27 protein-coding genes are annotated in these 18,568 nt (G+C 37.3%); 7 read left to right on the top strand and 20 right to left on the bottom strand.

Annotated features, from left to right (window positions below; all coding sequences use genetic code 11):
* Positions 1-19: 19 nt before the first annotated feature.
* From ACRPLQ_RS05390 to ACRPLQ_RS05355, 8 genes are all read right to left on the bottom strand, one after another.
* Positions 20-283 carry a YesK family protein gene (locus ACRPLQ_RS05390; protein WP_154991944.1) on the bottom strand — a complete coding sequence of 88 codons (264 nt, stop codon included), beginning with the start codon at positions 281-283 and terminating at the stop codon, positions 20-22.
* 53 nt (positions 284-336) lie between these two features.
* Positions 337-648, bottom strand: a complete 312-nt coding sequence (locus ACRPLQ_RS05385; protein WP_301862261.1) for a hypothetical protein — start codon at positions 646-648, stop codon at positions 337-339.
* A gap of 122 nt (positions 649-770) precedes the next feature.
* Positions 771-977 (bottom strand): helix-turn-helix domain-containing protein, encoded by a 207-nt coding sequence (locus tag ACRPLQ_RS05380; RefSeq protein ID WP_045290861.1) that lies wholly within the window; start codon positions 975-977, stop codon positions 771-773.
* 10 nt (positions 978-987) lie between these two features.
* Positions 988-1,545: a DUF2975 domain-containing protein gene (locus ACRPLQ_RS05375; RefSeq protein WP_432235760.1), complete on the bottom strand. Its 558-nt coding sequence runs from the start codon at positions 1,543-1,545 to the stop codon at positions 988-990.
* A 191-nt stretch (positions 1,546-1,736) separates the two neighbouring features.
* The gene (locus ACRPLQ_RS05370; RefSeq protein ID WP_165636388.1) at positions 1,737-2,156 is read right to left on the bottom strand and encodes a GNAT family N-acetyltransferase; all 420 of its coding nucleotides are present in this window, start codon (positions 2,154-2,156) and stop codon (positions 1,737-1,739) included.
* A gap of 196 nt (positions 2,157-2,352) precedes the next feature.
* Entirely contained in the window at positions 2,353-2,760 is a 408-nt protein-coding gene (locus tag ACRPLQ_RS05365; protein WP_028409472.1) for a universal stress protein, read from the bottom strand.
* A gap of 14 nt (positions 2,761-2,774) precedes the next feature.
* Positions 2,775-4,241, bottom strand: coding sequence for a SulP family inorganic anion transporter (locus ACRPLQ_RS05360; protein WP_432235759.1), 1,467 nt, complete (start codon positions 4,239-4,241; stop codon positions 2,775-2,777).
* 208 nt (positions 4,242-4,449) lie between these two features.
* Complete coding sequence (locus tag ACRPLQ_RS05355; protein ID WP_028414668.1) at positions 4,450-4,653, bottom strand: helix-turn-helix domain-containing protein; 204 nt, start codon at positions 4,651-4,653, stop codon at positions 4,450-4,452.
* A 232-nt stretch (positions 4,654-4,885) separates the two neighbouring features.
* Here ACRPLQ_RS05355 and ACRPLQ_RS05350 point away from each other — a divergent pair, with 232 nt between their 5' ends.
* Positions 4,886-5,428 carry a recombinase family protein gene (locus ACRPLQ_RS05350; RefSeq protein WP_165636386.1) on the top strand — a complete coding sequence of 181 codons (543 nt, stop codon included), beginning with the start codon at positions 4,886-4,888 and terminating at the stop codon, positions 5,426-5,428.
* Positions 5,429-5,490: 62 nt separating this feature from the next.
* Here the strand turns inward: ACRPLQ_RS05350 and ACRPLQ_RS05345 are convergent, their stop codons facing one another.
* From ACRPLQ_RS05345 to ACRPLQ_RS05335, 3 genes are all read right to left on the bottom strand, one after another.
* Positions 5,491-6,102 (bottom strand): DUF421 domain-containing protein, encoded by a 612-nt coding sequence (locus ACRPLQ_RS05345; RefSeq protein WP_301862249.1) that lies wholly within the window; start codon positions 6,100-6,102, stop codon positions 5,491-5,493.
* A gap of 175 nt (positions 6,103-6,277) precedes the next feature.
* A complete protein-coding gene (locus ACRPLQ_RS05340; RefSeq protein ID WP_028414671.1) occupies positions 6,278-6,661 on the bottom strand; it encodes a DUF302 domain-containing protein in 384 nt (127 codons plus the stop codon).
* A 125-nt stretch (positions 6,662-6,786) separates the two neighbouring features.
* Positions 6,787-7,503 carry a DUF4396 domain-containing protein gene (locus ACRPLQ_RS05335; protein ID WP_165636384.1) on the bottom strand — a complete coding sequence of 239 codons (717 nt, stop codon included), beginning with the start codon at positions 7,501-7,503 and terminating at the stop codon, positions 6,787-6,789.
* A gap of 184 nt (positions 7,504-7,687) precedes the next feature.
* Between ACRPLQ_RS05335 and ACRPLQ_RS05330 the strand changes: the two genes are divergently transcribed.
* Positions 7,688-8,017, top strand: coding sequence for a four-helix bundle copper-binding protein (locus ACRPLQ_RS05330; protein ID WP_165636383.1), 330 nt, complete (start codon positions 7,688-7,690; stop codon positions 8,015-8,017).
* Between the two features lie 83 nt (positions 8,018-8,100).
* On the opposite strand, the gene ACRPLQ_RS05325 is transcribed toward ACRPLQ_RS05330, so the two are convergent.
* Positions 8,101-8,937: a LysR family transcriptional regulator gene (locus ACRPLQ_RS05325; RefSeq protein ID WP_432235758.1), complete on the bottom strand. Its 837-nt coding sequence runs from the start codon at positions 8,935-8,937 to the stop codon at positions 8,101-8,103.
* Between the two features lie 117 nt (positions 8,938-9,054).
* Here ACRPLQ_RS05325 and ACRPLQ_RS05320 point away from each other — a divergent pair, with 117 nt between their 5' ends.
* Complete coding sequence (locus tag ACRPLQ_RS05320; RefSeq protein ID WP_432235757.1) at positions 9,055-9,798, top strand: SDR family NAD(P)-dependent oxidoreductase; 744 nt, start codon at positions 9,055-9,057, stop codon at positions 9,796-9,798.
* Between the two features lie 75 nt (positions 9,799-9,873).
* Here ACRPLQ_RS05320 and ACRPLQ_RS05315 read toward each other — a convergent pair whose 3' ends face one another.
* Positions 9,874-10,605 (bottom strand): nucleotidyltransferase domain-containing protein, encoded by a 732-nt coding sequence (locus tag ACRPLQ_RS05315; protein ID WP_432235756.1) that lies wholly within the window; start codon positions 10,603-10,605, stop codon positions 9,874-9,876.
* Between the two features lie 222 nt (positions 10,606-10,827).
* Between ACRPLQ_RS05315 and ACRPLQ_RS05310 the strand changes: the two genes are divergently transcribed.
* Complete coding sequence (locus ACRPLQ_RS05310) at positions 10,828-11,088, top strand: HPr family phosphocarrier protein (RefSeq protein ID WP_028414677.1); 261 nt, start codon at positions 10,828-10,830, stop codon at positions 11,086-11,088.
* A gap of 197 nt (positions 11,089-11,285) precedes the next feature.
* Positions 11,286-12,347 (top strand): NAD(P)-dependent alcohol dehydrogenase, encoded by a 1,062-nt coding sequence (locus ACRPLQ_RS05305; protein ID WP_028414678.1) that lies wholly within the window; start codon positions 11,286-11,288, stop codon positions 12,345-12,347.
* Positions 12,348-12,424: 77 nt separating this feature from the next.
* Here the strand turns inward: ACRPLQ_RS05305 and ACRPLQ_RS05300 are convergent, their stop codons facing one another.
* The 3 genes from ACRPLQ_RS05300 to ACRPLQ_RS05290 all read right to left on the bottom strand — a co-directional run bounded on the left by ACRPLQ_RS05300 (position 12,425) and on the right by ACRPLQ_RS05290 (position 13,670).
* Entirely contained in the window at positions 12,425-12,814 is a 390-nt protein-coding gene (locus ACRPLQ_RS05300) for a MerR family transcriptional regulator (RefSeq protein WP_033580184.1), read from the bottom strand.
* Positions 12,815-13,062: 248 nt separating this feature from the next.
* Complete coding sequence (locus ACRPLQ_RS05295) at positions 13,063-13,239, bottom strand: aspartyl-phosphate phosphatase Spo0E family protein (protein WP_223260221.1); 177 nt, start codon at positions 13,237-13,239, stop codon at positions 13,063-13,065.
* Positions 13,240-13,481: 242 nt separating this feature from the next.
* Positions 13,482-13,670 carry a hypothetical protein gene (locus ACRPLQ_RS05290; protein ID WP_028414680.1) on the bottom strand — a complete coding sequence of 63 codons (189 nt, stop codon included), beginning with the start codon at positions 13,668-13,670 and terminating at the stop codon, positions 13,482-13,484.
* Between the two features lie 275 nt (positions 13,671-13,945).
* Here ACRPLQ_RS05290 and ACRPLQ_RS05285 point away from each other — a divergent pair, with 275 nt between their 5' ends.
* Positions 13,946-14,473 carry a cupin domain-containing protein gene (locus ACRPLQ_RS05285; RefSeq protein WP_049165744.1) on the top strand — a complete coding sequence of 176 codons (528 nt, stop codon included), beginning with the start codon at positions 13,946-13,948 and terminating at the stop codon, positions 14,471-14,473.
* Positions 14,474-14,625: 152 nt separating this feature from the next.
* The gene (locus ACRPLQ_RS05280; RefSeq protein WP_028414682.1) at positions 14,626-14,937 is read left to right on the top strand and encodes a hypothetical protein; all 312 of its coding nucleotides are present in this window, start codon (positions 14,626-14,628) and stop codon (positions 14,935-14,937) included.
* Positions 14,938-15,109: 172 nt separating this feature from the next.
* Here the strand turns inward: ACRPLQ_RS05280 and ACRPLQ_RS05275 are convergent, their stop codons facing one another.
* The 4 genes from ACRPLQ_RS05275 to ACRPLQ_RS05260 all read right to left on the bottom strand — a co-directional run bounded on the left by ACRPLQ_RS05275 (position 15,110) and on the right by ACRPLQ_RS05260 (position 18,477).
* Positions 15,110-15,814: a hypothetical protein gene (locus ACRPLQ_RS05275; protein ID WP_430077894.1), complete on the bottom strand. Its 705-nt coding sequence runs from the start codon at positions 15,812-15,814 to the stop codon at positions 15,110-15,112.
* Positions 15,815-15,829: 15 nt separating this feature from the next.
* Positions 15,830-16,987: a ParM/StbA family protein gene (locus ACRPLQ_RS05270; RefSeq protein ID WP_033580180.1), complete on the bottom strand. Its 1,158-nt coding sequence runs from the start codon at positions 16,985-16,987 to the stop codon at positions 15,830-15,832.
* A 338-nt stretch (positions 16,988-17,325) separates the two neighbouring features.
* Positions 17,326-17,460 carry a hypothetical protein gene (locus ACRPLQ_RS05265; RefSeq protein ID WP_255256570.1) on the bottom strand — a complete coding sequence of 45 codons (135 nt, stop codon included), beginning with the start codon at positions 17,458-17,460 and terminating at the stop codon, positions 17,326-17,328.
* A 144-nt stretch (positions 17,461-17,604) separates the two neighbouring features.
* Complete coding sequence (locus ACRPLQ_RS05260) at positions 17,605-18,477, bottom strand: STAS domain-containing protein (protein WP_432235755.1); 873 nt, start codon at positions 18,475-18,477, stop codon at positions 17,605-17,607.
* Between the last annotated feature and the right edge of the window lie 91 nt (positions 18,478-18,568).

Here is an 18,568-nt window from a genome sequence, read left to right as displayed (position 1 = left end):
TTTATAAAGTTTATAAAAATTATTGTACAGGTTTTTTAGCTAAGATATAGGATACCACTGCGAATAAAAGCAAAAATACAGATAAAAACAAATAGCTAGCGCCTTCAAAGCCTCTTACCTCTACATAGCCAATATAAAGAAGAACAGCGGCAGCAATAACGGTTAGCATGGAAGGAATCATTCTAATGACCTTGTTCCATTTCATTTTTCTGAATAGCCAAGTTAACATGAGTATAAGTACACCTGGCAGCAGGGCAATCAGTAAAGGACCGCCTATCATCATATCTATCAACCTCTCTAAATCCTAATCATTCACCTATAATAAAAATAATAAACTTACGGCTCAGAAATTCCATTTGCAATCGCTAATAAAAACATCAAAGCAGAAAGCAACACAAAAAAGATGCTGTTTGCGATAATGCTAAACCACACAACCCTCTGCTTTTTCGTTCGAACTCCTAAAACTAACGCCACAATAAAACCAACGTCTATGGCAAAAAACAGCCACAGCGGAATAGTCAAATCACCGCTTCTACTTGGAAAAATTGAATTTGATGGGAATATCCGATTCGCAAAAAACACTACAAACGCAGCTGCCAGCAAAATAACGGTTAATAAAATCGGCTTATTTTCTTTGGAAACACTCATTTCAAATACCCTCCTAACTAAAGAAAATAATACCATATAGTACTAAATTGAAATATACAAATTATAAATTCTCAACACCAGAAAGAAAAAGAGGACATAGATTTTATCTACGTCCTCTTTTTTTATTCATCTGGTACATATTCTAAAATGTCCCCTGGCTGACAGTCTAGCACTTCACAAATGGCTTCCAGCGTAGTGAAGCGTATGGCCTTCGCTTTTTCAGTTTTTAAGATAGAGAGATTGCTTTTGGTAATCCCAACTCGATCTGCTAGCTCATTTAAAGATATTTTCCTTTTGGCCATCATGACGTCTAAATTGACTCTAATCATCTCTGACCTCCTATATAGTAAGTTCACTTTCCTGGGCAATTGCAACTGCTTTTTTAAAGAATGCCCCTAAAAGAAGGATAAAAACGGCTGCTATAAACAGAATACCATCTATTGAGTACGAAATAGTAATAGTTCCATGTTTAAGATTTAATAAAGGAGCTAATTTAGCAGCAATAAAAAACTTGGGAATTCCAGCCGCAAACGATCCTATTAAAAAGATAATACCTGTTGCAAAAATAGCTTTTGTGTTGCTTGAAACAAAGATAATTCCCTTAGCTGCATTTTTAAATAATACTTTAAAATTCCAAAGCATTGCAATCGATAAAAAACAAGAAATCAATAAGGCTACAATCCAAATTTGGACTAATGTTGTATCCGGAATTTCGTTCAGCTTAACATCAAACAATCCTTTTCCTAATGATAAATTAAAAGATGAGTTCTGTAAGATCGAGTCGTCAAACTGAAGGTAAATAACCATTATTCCCATAATACCTGCTACAAAAATATTAAACCAAAATAAAGTGTTGACCAGATAAAAAAGAATTCGATAACCATTTGTTCGTTTCATGTAAACATCCTCCATAACTGTTGTTAGGATTAATTTACCATGTATATATAAGGAAATCAATGATTATTTATCGAAAAACAATAAATTTTATATTTTTTTTGATAAATAATAGTCGTTTTAGATAAAAATAAGAGATTCTATTGTAATGACATATAGACTTAATTTATATAAACAGCAGTCTTAGCCATAGCTTATTCTAAATATTCTTCCGCTAAAGAAGGATTTAAATAACGAGCCATTCCGGTTTTCATTTTACGAAATCCTGCTTTTTTATAAAACTCTTCATTACCCGCTGTGGAAACAAGGTGAATGCAGGAAATATCGTCAAGCTGAGCCAGCAGATTTTCTATAATTTGCTGGCCAATTCCTTTGTTCTGATAGTGCTCATCAATCACAACATCATAAATCGCAGCATTAAACACCCCGTCTGAAAGAGCTCTGCCAAACCCTGCTATGTTATCTTCATCATAAGCAATAGCTACTACGTTGCTTGATTGAAATACTTTTTTAATTTTTTCTTCATTATGGTTCGTCCATCCTACCGAGTGATAAATTTCTTTCATTCTCGACCACTCAACGTTTTCTATAGAATGTGAAAAGGAAATTTTCATAGAATCTACTCCTTTTATTTTTTATAAACTATTTCTTTTTTCAAAAACAAAAGTCCTTGGTAGATTATTACGAGTATGTGTATACGATAAAAAGCATCATACATGTCAGTGATGATTTATAAACGTTAACTTCTATATTTAACCGCAAAAAAGGTACAAATCATCTGCGATTTGCACCTACAATAACTACGTTCGTTTACTTAATAATCATAACCGGACAGTGTACTCGTTTAGCTACTTTATGACTGACGCTGCCTAGCACCATTTCTTGAAGAGAATTTAAGCCTCGGCTTCCTATTACCACCAGATCAAAGTTGTTTTTATTGGCGTAGGCTACAATGGTTGGCCCCGGGTCGCCGCGTTCTATTTTAAGCTGATGCGCTATCTGCTTCTTTTCAAAGCAGCTCTTTATTTCTTCGAGCGCTTGCTGTCTTTTTTGTTTCAACTCTCCGTGTAAAATTTCGGTTTTCGCCTTTGATAAGTCAATAACCGAAATAATTTCTACTTTTGATTGCGGTATGAAAGAAGCAACTTGTATCGCATGCTCCGCGGCTCTTTTTGAATGTTCTGATCCATCTACAGCTAACAAGATTTTTTGATACATTCATTGTCCCCCTATCAATGAGCTGATGCTCTTGCATTTGACTTGTTGTAAGTCGCTAACCTTTGAAGCAGCTCCTCACTTACATCATTTAAACCTGTCAGCTTCACTTCAGCAGACGTTTGTTCTTTTAACTTTAATACGACTTTATCAATAGCCGCTACGGCTGAGTCATCCCAAATATGCGCTTCTGAAAAATCAATTAAAATTAAATCTTGTTTTTCTGTAAACGAAAACGAGTTAACAAAGTCTTCTACAGAGGCAAAGAACAGCTGACCTTTTACTTCGTAAACTGTTCGATGTTCGGATTCTTTTGCTGATACGTCTAGCTTTGAAATTTTAGCCGCAAAGAACACTGCACTTAAAATAACACCCGCAATAACTCCTTTTGATAAATCATGCGTTGCTACAACCGTAATCACCGTAACAAGCATCACAACGGTATCTGTTAAAGGAACTTTCGTTAATGTACGAAGCGAAGACCAGTCGAATGTTCCGATGGATACCATAATCATGACCCCGGCTAGTGCAGCCATTGGGATTTTAACAACCCAGTCCCCTAGCACCAAGATGAGAAACATGAGAAATATCCCCGCTACAAACGTTGATAAACGACCGCGTCCGCCTGATTTTACATTAATAACGGTTTGACCGATCATCGCACAGCCAGCCATGCCGCCAAAGAAACCAACGACCATGTTCGCAATTCCTTGCCCTCTGCTTTCTTGGTTTTTATTACTAGACGTATCTGTCATATCATCCACAATCGATGCCGTTAGCAGCGATTCCGTTAATCCGACAATAGATAATCCTAGCGCTGTTGGAAAAATGATAGACAGTGTTTCCATATTCCAAGGAACGTTAGGAATAGAAAACACCGGCAGTGATTTTGTAATTTCTCCTAAGTCTCCTACTGTACGCAAATTAAATCCTCCAAAAATAGCTACAATTGTCATGACGACAATCGCTACTAATGGCGAAGGCACTGCTTTTGTAAAGCGCGGTAAAACGTAAATAATAACAAGAGTTAACGCCACAAACACATACGTCATCGTTGAGATTCCTACAAAATGCGGAACTTGTGCCATAAAAATTAAAATCGCTAATGCATTCACAAATCCTACCATCACGGATCGAGGAATGAATTTCATAAAGCGAGCAATTTTAAAGATGCCAAACAGAAGTTGAATCACACCCGTTAAAATAGTCGTTGCCCATAAATACTCCATTCCATGCTCTTTTACGAGTGTCACCATCAGCAGGGCCATCGCGCCGGTAGCTGCAGAAATCATCGCAGGACGCCCTCCTACAAAGGCCATCACAACGGCGATACAAAAAGATGCGTGTAAGCCCACCATCGGATCTACTCCGGCAATAATGGAAAAAGCAATAGCTTCAGGGATGAGCGCAAGTGCTACGACAATACCTGAAAGAATATCTCCTTTCACGTTGCCAAACCACTCCATTTTTAATTTATTGAACATGATAACTAAAAACACCTTTCTCTCTATAGTCATAAACGTTTACTGTACGCTCGTCTAGATTTTGAACTATAAAAGTAGTAAAATAGAAAATAAATAGAACCTAAATGGAACGTTTATGGTACTTTCAATGCATAAAAAAATGAGTGAAAACAGCCCAACATATCCCATCTTCCTCAAGTATTATATTTACGTACATGAAACACGTTTATTAAAACGATGAAGTCAGCTTCTTTATTTTTTCCTCATTTAATCCAAACGCTTCTTTCACTTTATTTTCTAAGTCCTCTGTAATCCTCCTCTTCCCAACTTCCACTAATGCAATGAGTGAAAAACTGCAGTTTACTCTTTCAGCGAAATTCCGCTGATTCAAATTGTAGCTTTTCCGAATCAATTTGATGGTGTCTTTATCCATATTGTCACCTCGCTTTTTTTATATAAGTGGCTTCCAACTCTCATAGAAGCCGAGACGTTGTTAACAACTAAAACTCTAGCAGACCTAAACCAAAATGTCTATCACTTTTTGTTCCAAAAACGATCTTTTTTGGAACTATACTTCTTTCTATACTGAAAAGAAATGTTATGAGTGGAAGGAATTTGGTACAATAGGTAAATATAAATAAACAATCCATGCAGGAGATGGTGTAGTGATTATTGGTTATACCCGTCCATATAGCGAAGATGAAAACTTGGACAAACAGTTACAGGCGTTGCAGCCTTTTAATTGCGATAAAATTTATCATGAAAAAACAAATTCCATAAAAAAAAGAGTAGAATTCGATGAGATGGTAGTTTCACTTCAGCCAGGCGATACAGTCGTTGTATATAAATTTTACTGCATTGCAGACTCCACTCGGCACCTCATTGAATTAATTGAATATCTTTCAGATAATCATATTCACTTTGTATCGATTTTGGATGACGTTGATACATCCACCGAACAAGGAAAAGCCTTTTTCAGTACCATTAAACGTATTGGTGAATTTCAACATGACGTCATCAGTGAACGCACAAAAGCCGGTCTTCAAGAAGCAAAATCAAAAGGAAAAAGCGGCGGCCGGCCAAAAAAACCTGACTATAACGTCCACCGAGCGCTTGATATGTACTGGAGTAAAAACTATACGATTGCTCAAATTACAGAAGCTACAGGTATAAGCAAGACGACTTTGTACCGTTACTTAGATAACTAAAGCAGATGTAAAAAAGACGTCCTTTTATTCGGTAAAAAGGCCGTCTTTTTTTAGTGACTATATCACTGAAGGTATTTAGGATTCGGTTTAGAATGGTGATTAATTTCTTCAAATATATCTGAAGAAGGTTTAGACGACACTTTGTTATGTAAATCTTGCGCAGGCGCGCTGGTTTGAGAAAAAGATGACATATATAATTCCATCAACTGTTTAAAGTCACCTACAGTCAAAGGTTTTGCATCCTCTTGAAGTTCGTATCCTAACTGTCCATTTGGTTCAATTGTGGCGGTTTTAACATCTTTTATGTTTGATATGCCTGCATTTCGTAATCTCATTTCTAATTGATCGGCGGTTAAACGTAATTTTTTAAGCTGCTTAGTATCTAATTGACCATTATTTATAACGATTTTAGATTTACCTGTCAGAAATTTTTCAAACCCATTAAATTTTAATTGTAAGTACTCTAAAACTAAAATAGCAAGAACAAAAATAGCTGCCCCGCCAATGGCTTTTAGCATACTTTTCTCAACAATAGGTTGTACAATGATGGTACCTAAGGAAATCATAACGACCGTCTGAGCGAGCGTCATTTGAGCAATCGATTTCCTCCCCGCTATTCTTAGTAATAATATTCCCGATAAAATCAAGATTACAGATTGCCAAATAAAATTCATAATATCATCCTTTTTATTACAGTCTGCTTTTAGATTAGGCATCTGAAAGCAAATTATTCATGTATCAAAAATTTCGTTTCCACTCCTCATACCCTAATAAAGTTAGAAAACAAAAAGATACCTTACGTAAAGGTATCTTTTTGTTTTGTTATTTTCTTTCTCGGAATCACAGGACTTATACAGATTGATCAATGCAGCGTATTAATCTTGTTTCGATGTCTTCTGCTAGTGTTTGGAGCTCTTCATTATGAAGCATATTAATCATAGCCGTAGGCCTAGGCATGCCAATCTTTGTTTCACTTTCATCTTGATATACAACCATTTTACAAGGGAGAAAATATCCTACTAAAAGATTTTGCGAAAGAACACGCTGAGCTTCTTTCGGATTACACACTTCTAATACTGTAAACGGTGTATGAAAATCCTGCCCTTTTTCCTGTAGCTTTGCAGTTAAATCGAAATTCCACAACACACCGAACCCTTCGCTTTTTAAGTTTTCTTCTAGAGAACTAATCGCTTCTTCTAGGCTTTTCGAGGTTTTTACCGTGTAATCAAACATCCAATCTCCTCCTGTTAAGTTAGAATGAATTCCTTTCTTCTACGAAACTTGAAGTTCATGTTATTCTGCCCCATCCTTAAAGTTTAAATCTATAGAATATCAACGGCAGCAGCTCCAAATAAAATCTACATCGCATGCTTTACCCCTTTTTTAACAAGTACCCAGTTCGCTGGATAGCTTGTACAAAAGCCAATGATCATGGCGATTTGCATCATAAACCAAAAGACCGCGCTGTCTGGTTTCGGTGCTTCTGTAAAAAAGACATAATGTGATAAAGCCATCCAGCCGAACATCCCTATTTCAAACGCAATAAGCGACCATGTATCTGCTTTCACCGCGTTTTTCAGCTCCTCTTTTGAGCTATTATCTTTCATACTCATGCCGTAGTATTGAAAAGCAATTCCCGCTATATAAGCAAGTATAAATTCCACTACGTAATCTGCAAAAAGTACGCTTCCGGCAATCGTCCATCCCGTTAAAAATACGATTGGTGCGCCAATTAAATCTCCGACCGAGCACCCGCTGCTGCAGTGGGTCGTAGATACAAAAACACTTTGCCAAAAAGGCTTCTCACTATGATGGTGCTCGTGATGATGCCCCTCATGGTTATCATGCATATGATCAGAGGAATGATGAGCATGATCGTGTTTTTTTCGATCTTTACGACCTAATTTAAAGTAAAACCATATCCCGACGACAGGAAAATATAGCCCGGTGATAGGCCACACAATATTCATCACAAACATCATCTGCGGATGCTTGATCACGTCGATTGTAATAACTAAAAATTGAATAATTCCGATTGTAATAGCTATATAAGAAAGTATTTCTAGCCAGCTCATGTGCTACACTCCTTTAAGATTTATCTATCACCTACATACCCTCTACCCCTATATCTAAACGTAAAAAAGAGAAACTGCTCATTACTTAATAAGTTTTACAATACTGTTATCTTTTATTAGGTTTAATAAACTAAACGATAGTCTAATGTAATAGGGAGAAGAAAAAATAAGGAGGAATTTGACAATGTCTAACGAAAATTATCAAACTGTTATTCAAACGCTGCATGAATGTATGAGTGCCTGCAACCAATGTTTTGATGCTTGCTTAAAAGAAGAAAATGTGGGTATGATGGTGGACTGTATTCGCTTTGACAGAGAGTGTGCAGATATGTGCGGATATTTGGAACAAGCTTTAGAAAGAGGAACGCCTTTCGTTGCTGAACTGGCTGGAGTTTGCGCCGAAATTTGCGAAAAATGCGGAAATGAGTGTAAGAAACACGATCACGATCACTGTCAAAGATGTGCAGAGGCTTGCTTGAAATGCGCGGATGAATGTAGAAAATTAGCTGCCTAATCTTTGGAACATAAGAAAGCTAGAACCCTTGAAGCGCATTTCAGGCATTAAGGGTTCTTTTTAGTGATACGGGAGGAGAGAATCTATAGGCTTTCTAAAAAACGAATAAACTTTTTAAGACTTTGCGAGCGCTGCTTCCCTTTCTTTACTATAAAATCAATTTGAACGTCTTCTGCAAGCTCTTGGTATTCAATTCTTTTCATATCACCACGAGAATTTACTACGCTAGCCGGGACTACACTTATACCTAGTCCATCGCGGACGCCTTGTAAAATAGCTTCTAATGAATCAAATTCCATGATGCTGGGTATATGATGTTCCTTTGAAAACGCTAATAGTCTGTTTCTATAGATGCAGTTCGCATCACTATTAATGAGCAGCGTTGGTTGGTCTTTTTCTTCTCTAGCTTCATATAGAGATGAGATAAGCACCATTTTTTCTGCATAGTGATAAACTCTTTCAAACTGAGCCCCGTTATAGGTACCGCTAAGAAAAAGTCCATCAATTTCCCCGTACGAAAGCATTTCTTGCAAGACTTGTTTTCTATCTGTTTTGATTTTAACTTCAATATCCCGATGTTCTTTCAAAAAAGACGAAAATAAAGCTGGAACTTTACTAGCAGAAACTGTCTGCGAAGCACCAATAATTAAAGATGTTCTAAACTTATTCGGATTAACTTCTGCTTTAGCTTCCTCCATTAAACGTAGAATACGCTGGGCATAGTTAAACAAAGCTTCCCCTTCATCCGTTAACGTGACTCCTCTATTTGTGCGTGTCAGTAATTTAGTATCTAACTCTTCCTCTAATTTTTTTATGCGCTGGCTGATATGCGGTTGAACATATCCTAATACCTCGGCGGCTTTTGATAGTGATTTTGTTTCTGCCACACATTTGAAAATTCGTAAGTCTTGGCTTTCCAATTTCAATTCCTCCGCTGATATCATTTTAAATGATACCTCTCTTAGTATTACCTATTATATCCTTTTTTTCATCGAAGATATAATAAAAGATGTTGAGAGAAAGGAAGGTTTATAGAAATGAACGATTTTAAAAATAAAGTATTTATTATCACAGGCGGAGGCACTGGTGTAGGCAAAGCAACGGCTTTAAAGCTAGCTGACATGGGCGCGAAACTTGTGATAAACTACAGCAACTCAGAAAAGGAAGCTAAAAAAGCTGTGGAAGAAATTTTAGAAAAAGGAAGTATGGCTTTTGCTTTTAAAGCGAATGTAGCCAACGAGAATGAAGTGAATGAAATGATTCATCAAACGATTGCACAATTCGGACGGTTAGATGGATTAGTGAATAACGCTAGTATTACTGCTCAAATCCCGATGCATGACTTAGAGTCTGCAACGGATGACGTATGGGACTCTTTATATGATATAAACGTAAAAGGCATGTTTCACTGTGTAAAAGCAGCCGTTCCACATATGAAAAAACAAAAGTCAGGAGCGATTGTTAATGTAGGAAGTGTTGCCGGCACAACTGGAATTGGCTCTTCCATTCCCTATGCAGCAACAAAAGCAGCGATTCATACGATGACGAAGTCGTTAGCGATTGCCTTAGCCCCCCATATTCGAGTAAACTGCATCTCTCCTGGTGCAGTCGACACAAGGTGGTGGTCTGGCAACGAAGATAAAATGTATCAGCTTGCAGGAAATCTGCCTCTTCAGCGCATTTCTTCTTCTGAAGATATCGCAGATGCTATTCTTTTTCAGTTAAAACAAAAGTCCGTGACGGGCCAAGTGTTTACGATTGATAACGGACAAACTCTTTAAGTATATGAAAATATTCCTAAAAAACACCCCCCACTACTAGCAAGAAATAGTAGTGGGGTTATAATAAGCACTATGCTACTGATTGGCTCTCTCTTTCTCCAGTGAAAATCCTTCAAACAGCCTGCCTCCGTATGGTTCTAACACTTTATCAACCAGTTGAATCACTTTATCTTTACTCCCTGTTTTATAAAAGATTTCGAATGCCTCCACAAACTCTTTACTAAATCGTTCATTATAGTGATTCAAAGACCGGACAATCCATTTAGAATCCCCAATCCAATGACCGTTTGTTCTTAACACAAATTCATGCGTTATATAAGCGAGCGTGTTGGCAATAAAAAGGGCTTCACCTGTATTTGAAGAACCGATTAAATCATCCAAGGCATCACTTATAAAATATCTTTTTAAGATAATCGTCTCTTCCGACCATTTTTCCGGGCCTTTTTCTAGTAATTGTTTCGCTTCTTTTTTTATAGACTGGATTACTCCTTTATCCGCTAAAATAATTCCCTCGGAAATCATTCTTGGCAGTGAAGGTCTAGCCCTCTTACAGTCGCTTTTAAAAAAGGCTTGGTATGAAGTCAAATTATGAGCAAAAACTTCAATGGCCCATCCAAATTCAATGAGTGACTCTCTAAAAGAAGAAGGAAAATCATCATCAAAAATAACAAGATCAAGGTCAGACGTGTGTGTAGCCTCTCCTCTTACTACGCTTCCGGCGAGTAATGCGCCTTGACAATTAGGATAATGCTTAGAAATAAATTGTGTAGCTGCTTGCAGCGGTTCTAACCTTTTTAGCTCTTTCATCGTATTCCTCCAGAAAATGATATATATTGTTTTTCTGGTTAGAACGTGGAAATTCCTTTAACAATAAGTTCTTATTTAACCTTTCTGAACATGTCTACTGTATTTACTTTTAGTTACCGTCATTTAAATGACTCTTTTATCCAAATTCCCCCTTGCCTTAAAGTTAACTTTAACGTTTAAGCTAGTTTTATAGTTTTTAAAATACAAAAAAGGGGAAACACTATGCTAATTAAAAGAATAACGGTGCAACTTTCCGGTGGACTTCTAGCTAGACATACAGCTTTGTTTGTACGCGAAGCGTGTTCGTTTCAAAGTGATATTTTTCTTGCGAAAGATGGAAAATGTGTAAGTGGAAAAAGCATCATGAAGGTAATGGCTTTGGCTGTTAAGAAAGGAGATGAAATAACACTGCTGACAAATGGAGTTGATGAACAAGCTGCCGCTCGCACCCTTGAAGAATTTCTTTTAACTAAACATAGATAGAAAGCTGCCATGCTATTCCTTCCTTTCCTTTTTTCATAAAGTCATAGAACGAAATTTTTTTCAAAAAACTCTTGCTTTAAAGTCGACTTTAACGTTTAAGCTAGTATTGTAGTTTTTAAATACATCAAGCGTAGTCAGTGAATGCACGTTTAGTAGCAACTGGTTATGTTTAATACGAAAGGATTGTGTTTTTACTTATGTGTAATAATCATCAACATACAACAACATCACGTGTTTTAAGTGCACCGCACGCAAAGGCAAAATTTGAAAATACGACAATTGAACGCAGAGAACTGCGAGCAGACGACGTTTTAATTGATATTAAGTTTAGCGGTATCTGTCACTCTGATATTCATAGTGCATTTGATGAGTGGGGCGGCGGGATGTTCCCGATGGTTCCTGGTCACGAAATCGCAGGAGTAGTTGAAGCAGTTGGCGAAAACGTAACAAAATACAAGGTTGGCGATCGCGTAGGCGTTGGATGTTTCGTTGACTCTTGCGGAGAGTGCGAGTACTGTGTGAACGGTGACGAGCAATACTGTACAAAAGGCGTTGTTCAAACGTACAATTCATTGGATTACGACGGAAACCGTACATACGGCGGCTACAGCCAAAAAATCGTCGTAAAAGAAGGATTCGTTGTTCGTATTCCTGATAACTTAAGTATGGATGCAGCAAGTCCGCTTCTATGCGCAGGGATTACAACATTTTCTCCATTAAAGCACTGGAATGCTGGCCCTGGCAAAAAAGTGGCGATCGTGGGAATGGGCGGCCTTGGACATGTAGCGATTCAATTTGCACATGCAATGGGTGCTGAAGTGACGGTATTGAGCCGTTCTAACAATAAAAAAGAAGAAGCACTAAGCTTTGGTGCAGATCATTATTTTGCAACAAGTGATGAAGCGACATTTACTGAATTAGCTGGTCGTTTTGATCTTATCTTAAACACGGTATCGGCTAACTTAAACGTGGATCAATATTTATCTTTACTTCGCGTAGATGGAACGCTTGTTAACGTGGGCGCACCGGCTAATCCAGATCAATACAGCGTATTCTCCCTTATCATGGGACGTCGCAGCATTGCGGGTTCACTTGTAGGCGGCATTCGTGAAACACAAGAAATGCTTGATTTTGCGGCTGAACACGGCGTTGCTCCTATGATTGAAGTCATTGATGCAAATCAAGTAGACGAAGCGTACGAGCGCGTTCTTCGCAGCGACGTTCGCTATCGATTTGTTATTGACATTTCTACACTATAAGTTTTAAAAAAGCGGGCAGCTAATTGGATTAGCTGCCCGCTTTTTATTTTTTTATAAAATAAAAAACAAACGGTAAATTAGGCTTTAGATGAAAGCTCTTCCTGATACTTTTGCTCTAATTTATCATAGTAGTCAATTTTCGTTTCCACTTTTCTAAAAGCTGCGTCCAGCTCTCTTTGTTTTTCCATCATTTTCTCTCTATGCTTTTCAAATATCTGCTTGCGCAAACCGATTGTATCATCACCTTCTTGTGTTAATTCAACAATTTTACGTAACTCTAAAAGAGAGATGTCTGTTTTTCGTAAGCAAATAATAAATTCCAGCCACTCGATATCCGACTCGCTAAAAATACGATTTCCGTTTTCGTCTCTTTTTATAAAAGGCAAAAGCCCTTGCTGCTCGTAGTATCGAAGCGTATGCGTAGGCAGCCCTACCTTTGCAGCGGCCTCTTTAATATGATATTCCATTCCACTATACCCTCCATCGCCATTCTTAGTACGGCGTTTGCTTTACGTATCTAAGCTTCCCTTTTCACGGGCGCTTTCAACTCATCTTCTAGGTTTCTACTATACGATATATATAATCAAATCCGCTATTTTCTTTGCTATGAGATAACTGTATAAATAGTATCATAAACATTAAAGCAAACGTGAAGGCAACTTATAAAGAGCTGCCGTGAAATCAGCAGCTCTTTTCATTTATATATAAAATACGATTAATCTGCGGCCATCACTTTACTTAGTTCATTTAATAAATAATCCAGGGTTTGACTGATTCGAACTGTATTACGACTTGTAAGACCTTCTGTAAGTCCCAACATAACCATGTGCTCTCTTGCTGTTTCGATTTCTGTCATTAAGACTTGCATGACAACTCCTTTATACCACTTCACAGCTCATCACCCCTTTTTACTATACATATATCTCATATGCGGCAATCTTAAACCTATCATACAGGTTTTTGGGGGTGAATAGCGAGTTTTAGACCTTCAACAGCTGTATTTTTTATGAAGTAAATATACTAATATACTTATTGAAATAGAAAGTATCACTCCACTTACTACTAGAAGTGAAGAAAAGGCCCCCTAAATGGAGGTCTTTTCTTATTTCTTATAAAGCAGTCTAATACAAAGCCTTAGCCTTTAAAATATTCTCGGTAATACGAACCTTTCTCACACTCTATCTCATAGCGCAGCCTCGTTTGCTTCCTGTAAAGCTCTTCGGACAGCTCATTAAATTCACCTTCTGTGATAGATCCATGAATTAAATTGTTGAATAAATTATTAAGATGTTCAGTTAATTCTTGAAGTTTTTTTTCTTTCAATGAACGTCACCCTTTAAAATAATTTTCATCTTCTAAAATTATATCAAATAAAACGTTTTCATACGATATATTTTTTACTGAATTATCGTATTAAAGTGATGAAAGTATTTTTTAACCACCGAAAAACAATCAAAGAGCTCAGAGAAATCATTAATTACATGATTTGGGCAAAAAATAAGTGGATAAAGACCGCGGACAAAAAGGCAAATGGTATCAACCGTTTTGACAAAAGCATAGGATGAAAAGAAAAATGAAACGAGAAAAGGAGAATGAGTATGCACTATGCACCTTATTATCATCAGTGGCAGACCCCAGTGTACTATGGCTGGCAGCCATATAGTTATTATGTGCCGAATCACTATCACACCAGCGAACAGTTTCAACAAAGAAACGGTAAATTAAAGGACTACGGACCAAGGCCATTTGTTATTAACATTAATGAAGCGTCAAAGCAAAACAATACGTACCGCACTGCTTTATGGACGGGAACACATTTACAAGTGACGCTAATGAGTCTCAAGCCCGGTGAAGATATCGGCTTAGAAATCCACCCTAACGTTGATCAATTCCTGCGCATTGAACAAGGGCAAGGCGTTGTTCAAATGGGCAAAAGTAAAAACAACCTAACCTTTAAACGAAAAGTCTACGATGATGATGCGATATTTATCCCTGCCGGAACGTGGCATGATCTCACTAATACGGGTACCACTCCGCTAAAGCTTTACTCCATCTACGCTCCTCCAAACCATCCGTTTGGCACAGTTCATGTGACAAAAGCAAATGCCTTAGCTGAAGAACATTAACTAACATAAGCTCGCTAGAAAATCGGTGTACTACCTTTTCTAGCGAGCTTTTTTTAACTTGCTATACATAAAGGATTTTATAGCCAAAGAAAGAATTATAGAATAAACGAACCTTTTTAAACAGCTTAAAATAACTGAAAGGCAAACGGGCGATGAAATTATTTTATAAAATTCCTAAATCAAACGTAAATCCTTCCCTTAAACTAGCAAGAAAAGTTCTATATATATCGGTAGAAGCAGTCATTATGACCATGCTTGTGATTAAATCTTTTACTGTGGCCTATGAAAACGACATAAATTTAATTCTCAGGCAGCTAAATGAACTAAAAGCTTCGATTGGCGGATTTGGCATAAACGAAGCTCTATTTTGGTTTATGATAAAATGCAGTATTTGTACCATCGTTACATTTGATATTTGCTTATATTTTCAAAAAAAGCTAAAAAGAAACCAAAAAGATTTATGATGTATCCGCTAAAGCTTTTACATCGGACCGCTGTTAATTTCCGTACAAGTTGGATTCACAATCAAGAATCAAACTCGTTCGGATCTTCCTTTAGCAAAAATACTTTTGCCCCAGCTCCATTTTTAATAGAAAAATAATAAAAGTAGAGGCATATCACGCCTCTACTTTCTGTTTAAAAATCTACATCGATATCTTCTTGAATGGTTCCGGTCACTTTTTCACTTTTAATTAATTGACCTTCTTTAAACGTTTCTTCCTCATCTGTAACGGGCTTCAGCTGCTTATAAGAAGGAACTGACGCAGAGCCAAGCTCTTTTTTAAGCAAGTGAATTTCTCCTAACAGCTCGCTTCTCAATGAATGAACTAACGATTGAAAATCTTCTTCGCGGCTGTCTTTCTGCCCGTTTTGTTCCACAAGCTTCGCTACATAATCCTGAAGTTCATTTGACTGCTTAGACTCATACTCCTCACGATTTGCAGCAAAACGTGAATTCATTTCTTGTTTTAGCAAGTCAATTTCGCCCAACAGCTCTTTTCGAAGTGAATGAACGAGCGACTCGACTTCATCTTTTTTATTCATTTTTTGCAAGTCTTGCTGTATGAGTCTCACTATATAGTCCTGCAGCTCGTTTGCCTGCTGTTTTTCTTTTAGAAATGAAGACACTTCTGACGGAATGTCAGCAGTTTCAATTGTAAAACTTGCATGTTCATCTCTATTACTTACGGTTTTTCCCCTTGCTCCCATCATATCTGCTGATAGATTCCCAGCTGTTAGAAACGCATTTGATAATAAGTAAAATGGTGCAGCCACCTGGGAGCTTAGCTGACCGTACCAATCGTCTAGTGCTTCCTTAAGGCGAGTGTGTTGATGACTCATGTATGCTCCCCCTTTTTAAGCGTGAACCGCTGCGTTTGTTTCATGTCTGCTTAAAATTTCAAGACCGTATAAATTTAACTTTCGTGTCTCCGGCAAGAAAAGATGGTTTTCTTCTCTGATTTCTTCCCCGTACATGTTATCAATCTGCTCTGCAATAAACTGTTGAAGGATAGGAGCCAGTCCTCCAATATAAATATATTTATAGACTTTATCTTTTGGCGATGGAAATAGATTTTCAACTTTTGTTAATAAAATTTGCGTGTATTCTCTAAGCGAAGCGTGAATAGGCTCCGTGAGATCTACTTTTTTCCCGCTGTTGCCGTCTCTTTGCTCCATTTTTGCTTTATGGATATTGGCAATAATAAATTCTTCTAATGAACGAACATCATCAAAATACTCAAGCAGCTTTTCATTTCTTAGCTTTTCAATATGCTTCAAATATGAAATATCCGTAAGACACTTCAACGAATTTCTGCTTTTAGGAGCTTGAAGTCCTGCAGGAAGCAGTGCCAGGTCAACCGTACCTCCGCCCAAATCTACAATTAGTGTTTCAAAATGTTTGAATGCATTTGCTTCTTCTCTATCTTGTAATTCAAAATCTTTTTTGATCGCCCAGCGAGCCACTTCGCTTTCAATACGGCATTTGCTCGTTTCAATGTTCACAGTGAGCGTTTTTTCTAATCCAGGAGTCAATACTGTAACCGTATGCTCTCCTTGAAAACGTTCGGCCATCTTCTGCTGCATTTCACTGAATTTATTTGTTTTCTTAAGCAGCCAAATCGGAAGCATAGTCGAGAAAAAATTAATCGTCACATGATTATCCTCTTTGTCTTTTCCTTTAAGTATGTTGTAATAAGCAACTGAAGCTAAAAACATCACATAAGGAATATCAGATTCAGTTTTATTATGTAACTTATTAATATGGATATTGCCTAGCACGTGTTTCTCAGCGGCGTCTCCTACTAAATAATACTTTTCTACTCCTTCAATTGTGGTAGAAATCAGTAAATTTTGAAGAAGTAATTCCGGTTCATTTACACTTGAAGGAAAATGCCCCTCTGCCTGATCTTTTGTGATTTCTACTACGTTTGTAGGAATTTCATAGTAATAACCATCCACTAGCGTTTGAAAAATTGAGTTACCAAAATCAACGTTTTGACGTTTGATATCCATCCTTGTTTCTCCCCTTTATCTTTTCGTGACAACACTAATAAGTATATATTTTCCTCATTTGTTTGTCTAAGTATTTAAATAATTTATGTTATTCGAAATTGACAATTAATTAATTTTAGACGGCTACTGTAATTGAAAAGCGCTTGAAATGCTTCTTTTTACCAGTACCCCTTTTTACAAAGAATGTAACATGTGACGCTGTGACTTCCCCTTAAATTTTTCGTAATATAAGCCGTTCTTTTATTTTTTAGAGACACGAGAAAATAAAGAGGTGGAAACATAATTAAATCAACCCAATCGAAAGACGAACAAATGAGATAAATGAGTTGGACTGCTTTTTACACCGCTGGTGATTTCCGTGCAGGACTTCGCTTTCCGCGGGCGGCCGGTGAGCCTCCTCGTCGCTTATGCTCCTGCGGGGTCTCACCTGTTCCGCTTTTCCCGCAGGAGTCTTCGTCTTGCCCTCCAATCACCAGCTAGAAGCAGTTACATACATGAAACCTACGTTCACCATAACAACAACCATAACAACAAAAAAAACCGAACCATCAATCAAATTAATGGTTCGGGTTTGACTTCAACTAACATACTTTGTCTAAGCTTCTTACTTTTTTTATTTATTGAAAAGGCCATTTGTTTGGTTTTCTTTGCGGATTTTCTGGCAGTTTACTGAAGCCTATTTCTTCAAGACCTTTTTCTAACGTCGCTCTTGTTTTGATTGTTCCAAAATCGACGCCTAAATCAACAACGGTTTGCGCGATTTCCGGACGTATTCCGGTAATCATCGTTTTAGTACCGATAAGCTGTAAAGCTTTTACAATTTGAAAAATATTGTCCGCTACCATCGTATCGACGATCAAAACACCTGAAATATCAAATATTAAATAACTCAGCTGCAGCTGAGCACTTTTTTCTAAAGCCGTTTCCATAATAAGCTGCGAACGATGCGTATCAATTTGTCCAACGATTGGCATCACAGCGATTCCTTCAGAAAGAGGAACGATGGGAACTGATAATTCTTCTAGCGCTGCATAAGCGCGTTTTATGGTTTCGGTATTATGTTCTTCGTAAATTTCGACAAATATATGATTAAGCTGATCAAGCATCGGATCAATTTTTTTACTTACATCAAGCATCGTAATAGGAGCAAACTGCTTCTGCTGCAGCTCTTCTGTAAAAACGCCCCATATCACTGTTCGAAACAGCGCGAGTGATTTTAACGTTTGACTCAACGAAAGTCCGTTTTCCACAGCCACTTTTCCTATATCTGTACCCCACTGAATGATTTTCTTTAAAACGACCGAGTGCTCTTCGAATAGCGACTCGCCTAAATACTCAATGAGTTCTGCTCTCCATTTTAAAACGTCGCTTTCTTCATGGTAAACAAGCTTCCGCTTATATTCAGAGTCCATCAGATCAGAAAATTGTATCGCTAATTCCTGTTTATTATCGATAATTTTCTTCCCTATATATAACAACTCATCCCTCATTTTTTTCTTTATCTCCTTTAGTTAGCAGAATTAACGATTACATTTTATAACAATAGTTATGTCACAGACAATATAAAAATATAACCGAAAT

Origin of the sequence: Priestia sp. TRN 1309, assembly GCF_050846875.1 — a bacterium.
In the GTDB taxonomy this organism is placed as follows: domain Bacteria; phylum Bacillota; class Bacilli; order Bacillales; family Bacillaceae_H; genus Priestia; species Priestia zanthoxyli.
The sequence above is the reverse complement of the archived record's forward strand: the minus strand, read 5'-3'. Positions and strand labels throughout refer to the sequence as shown.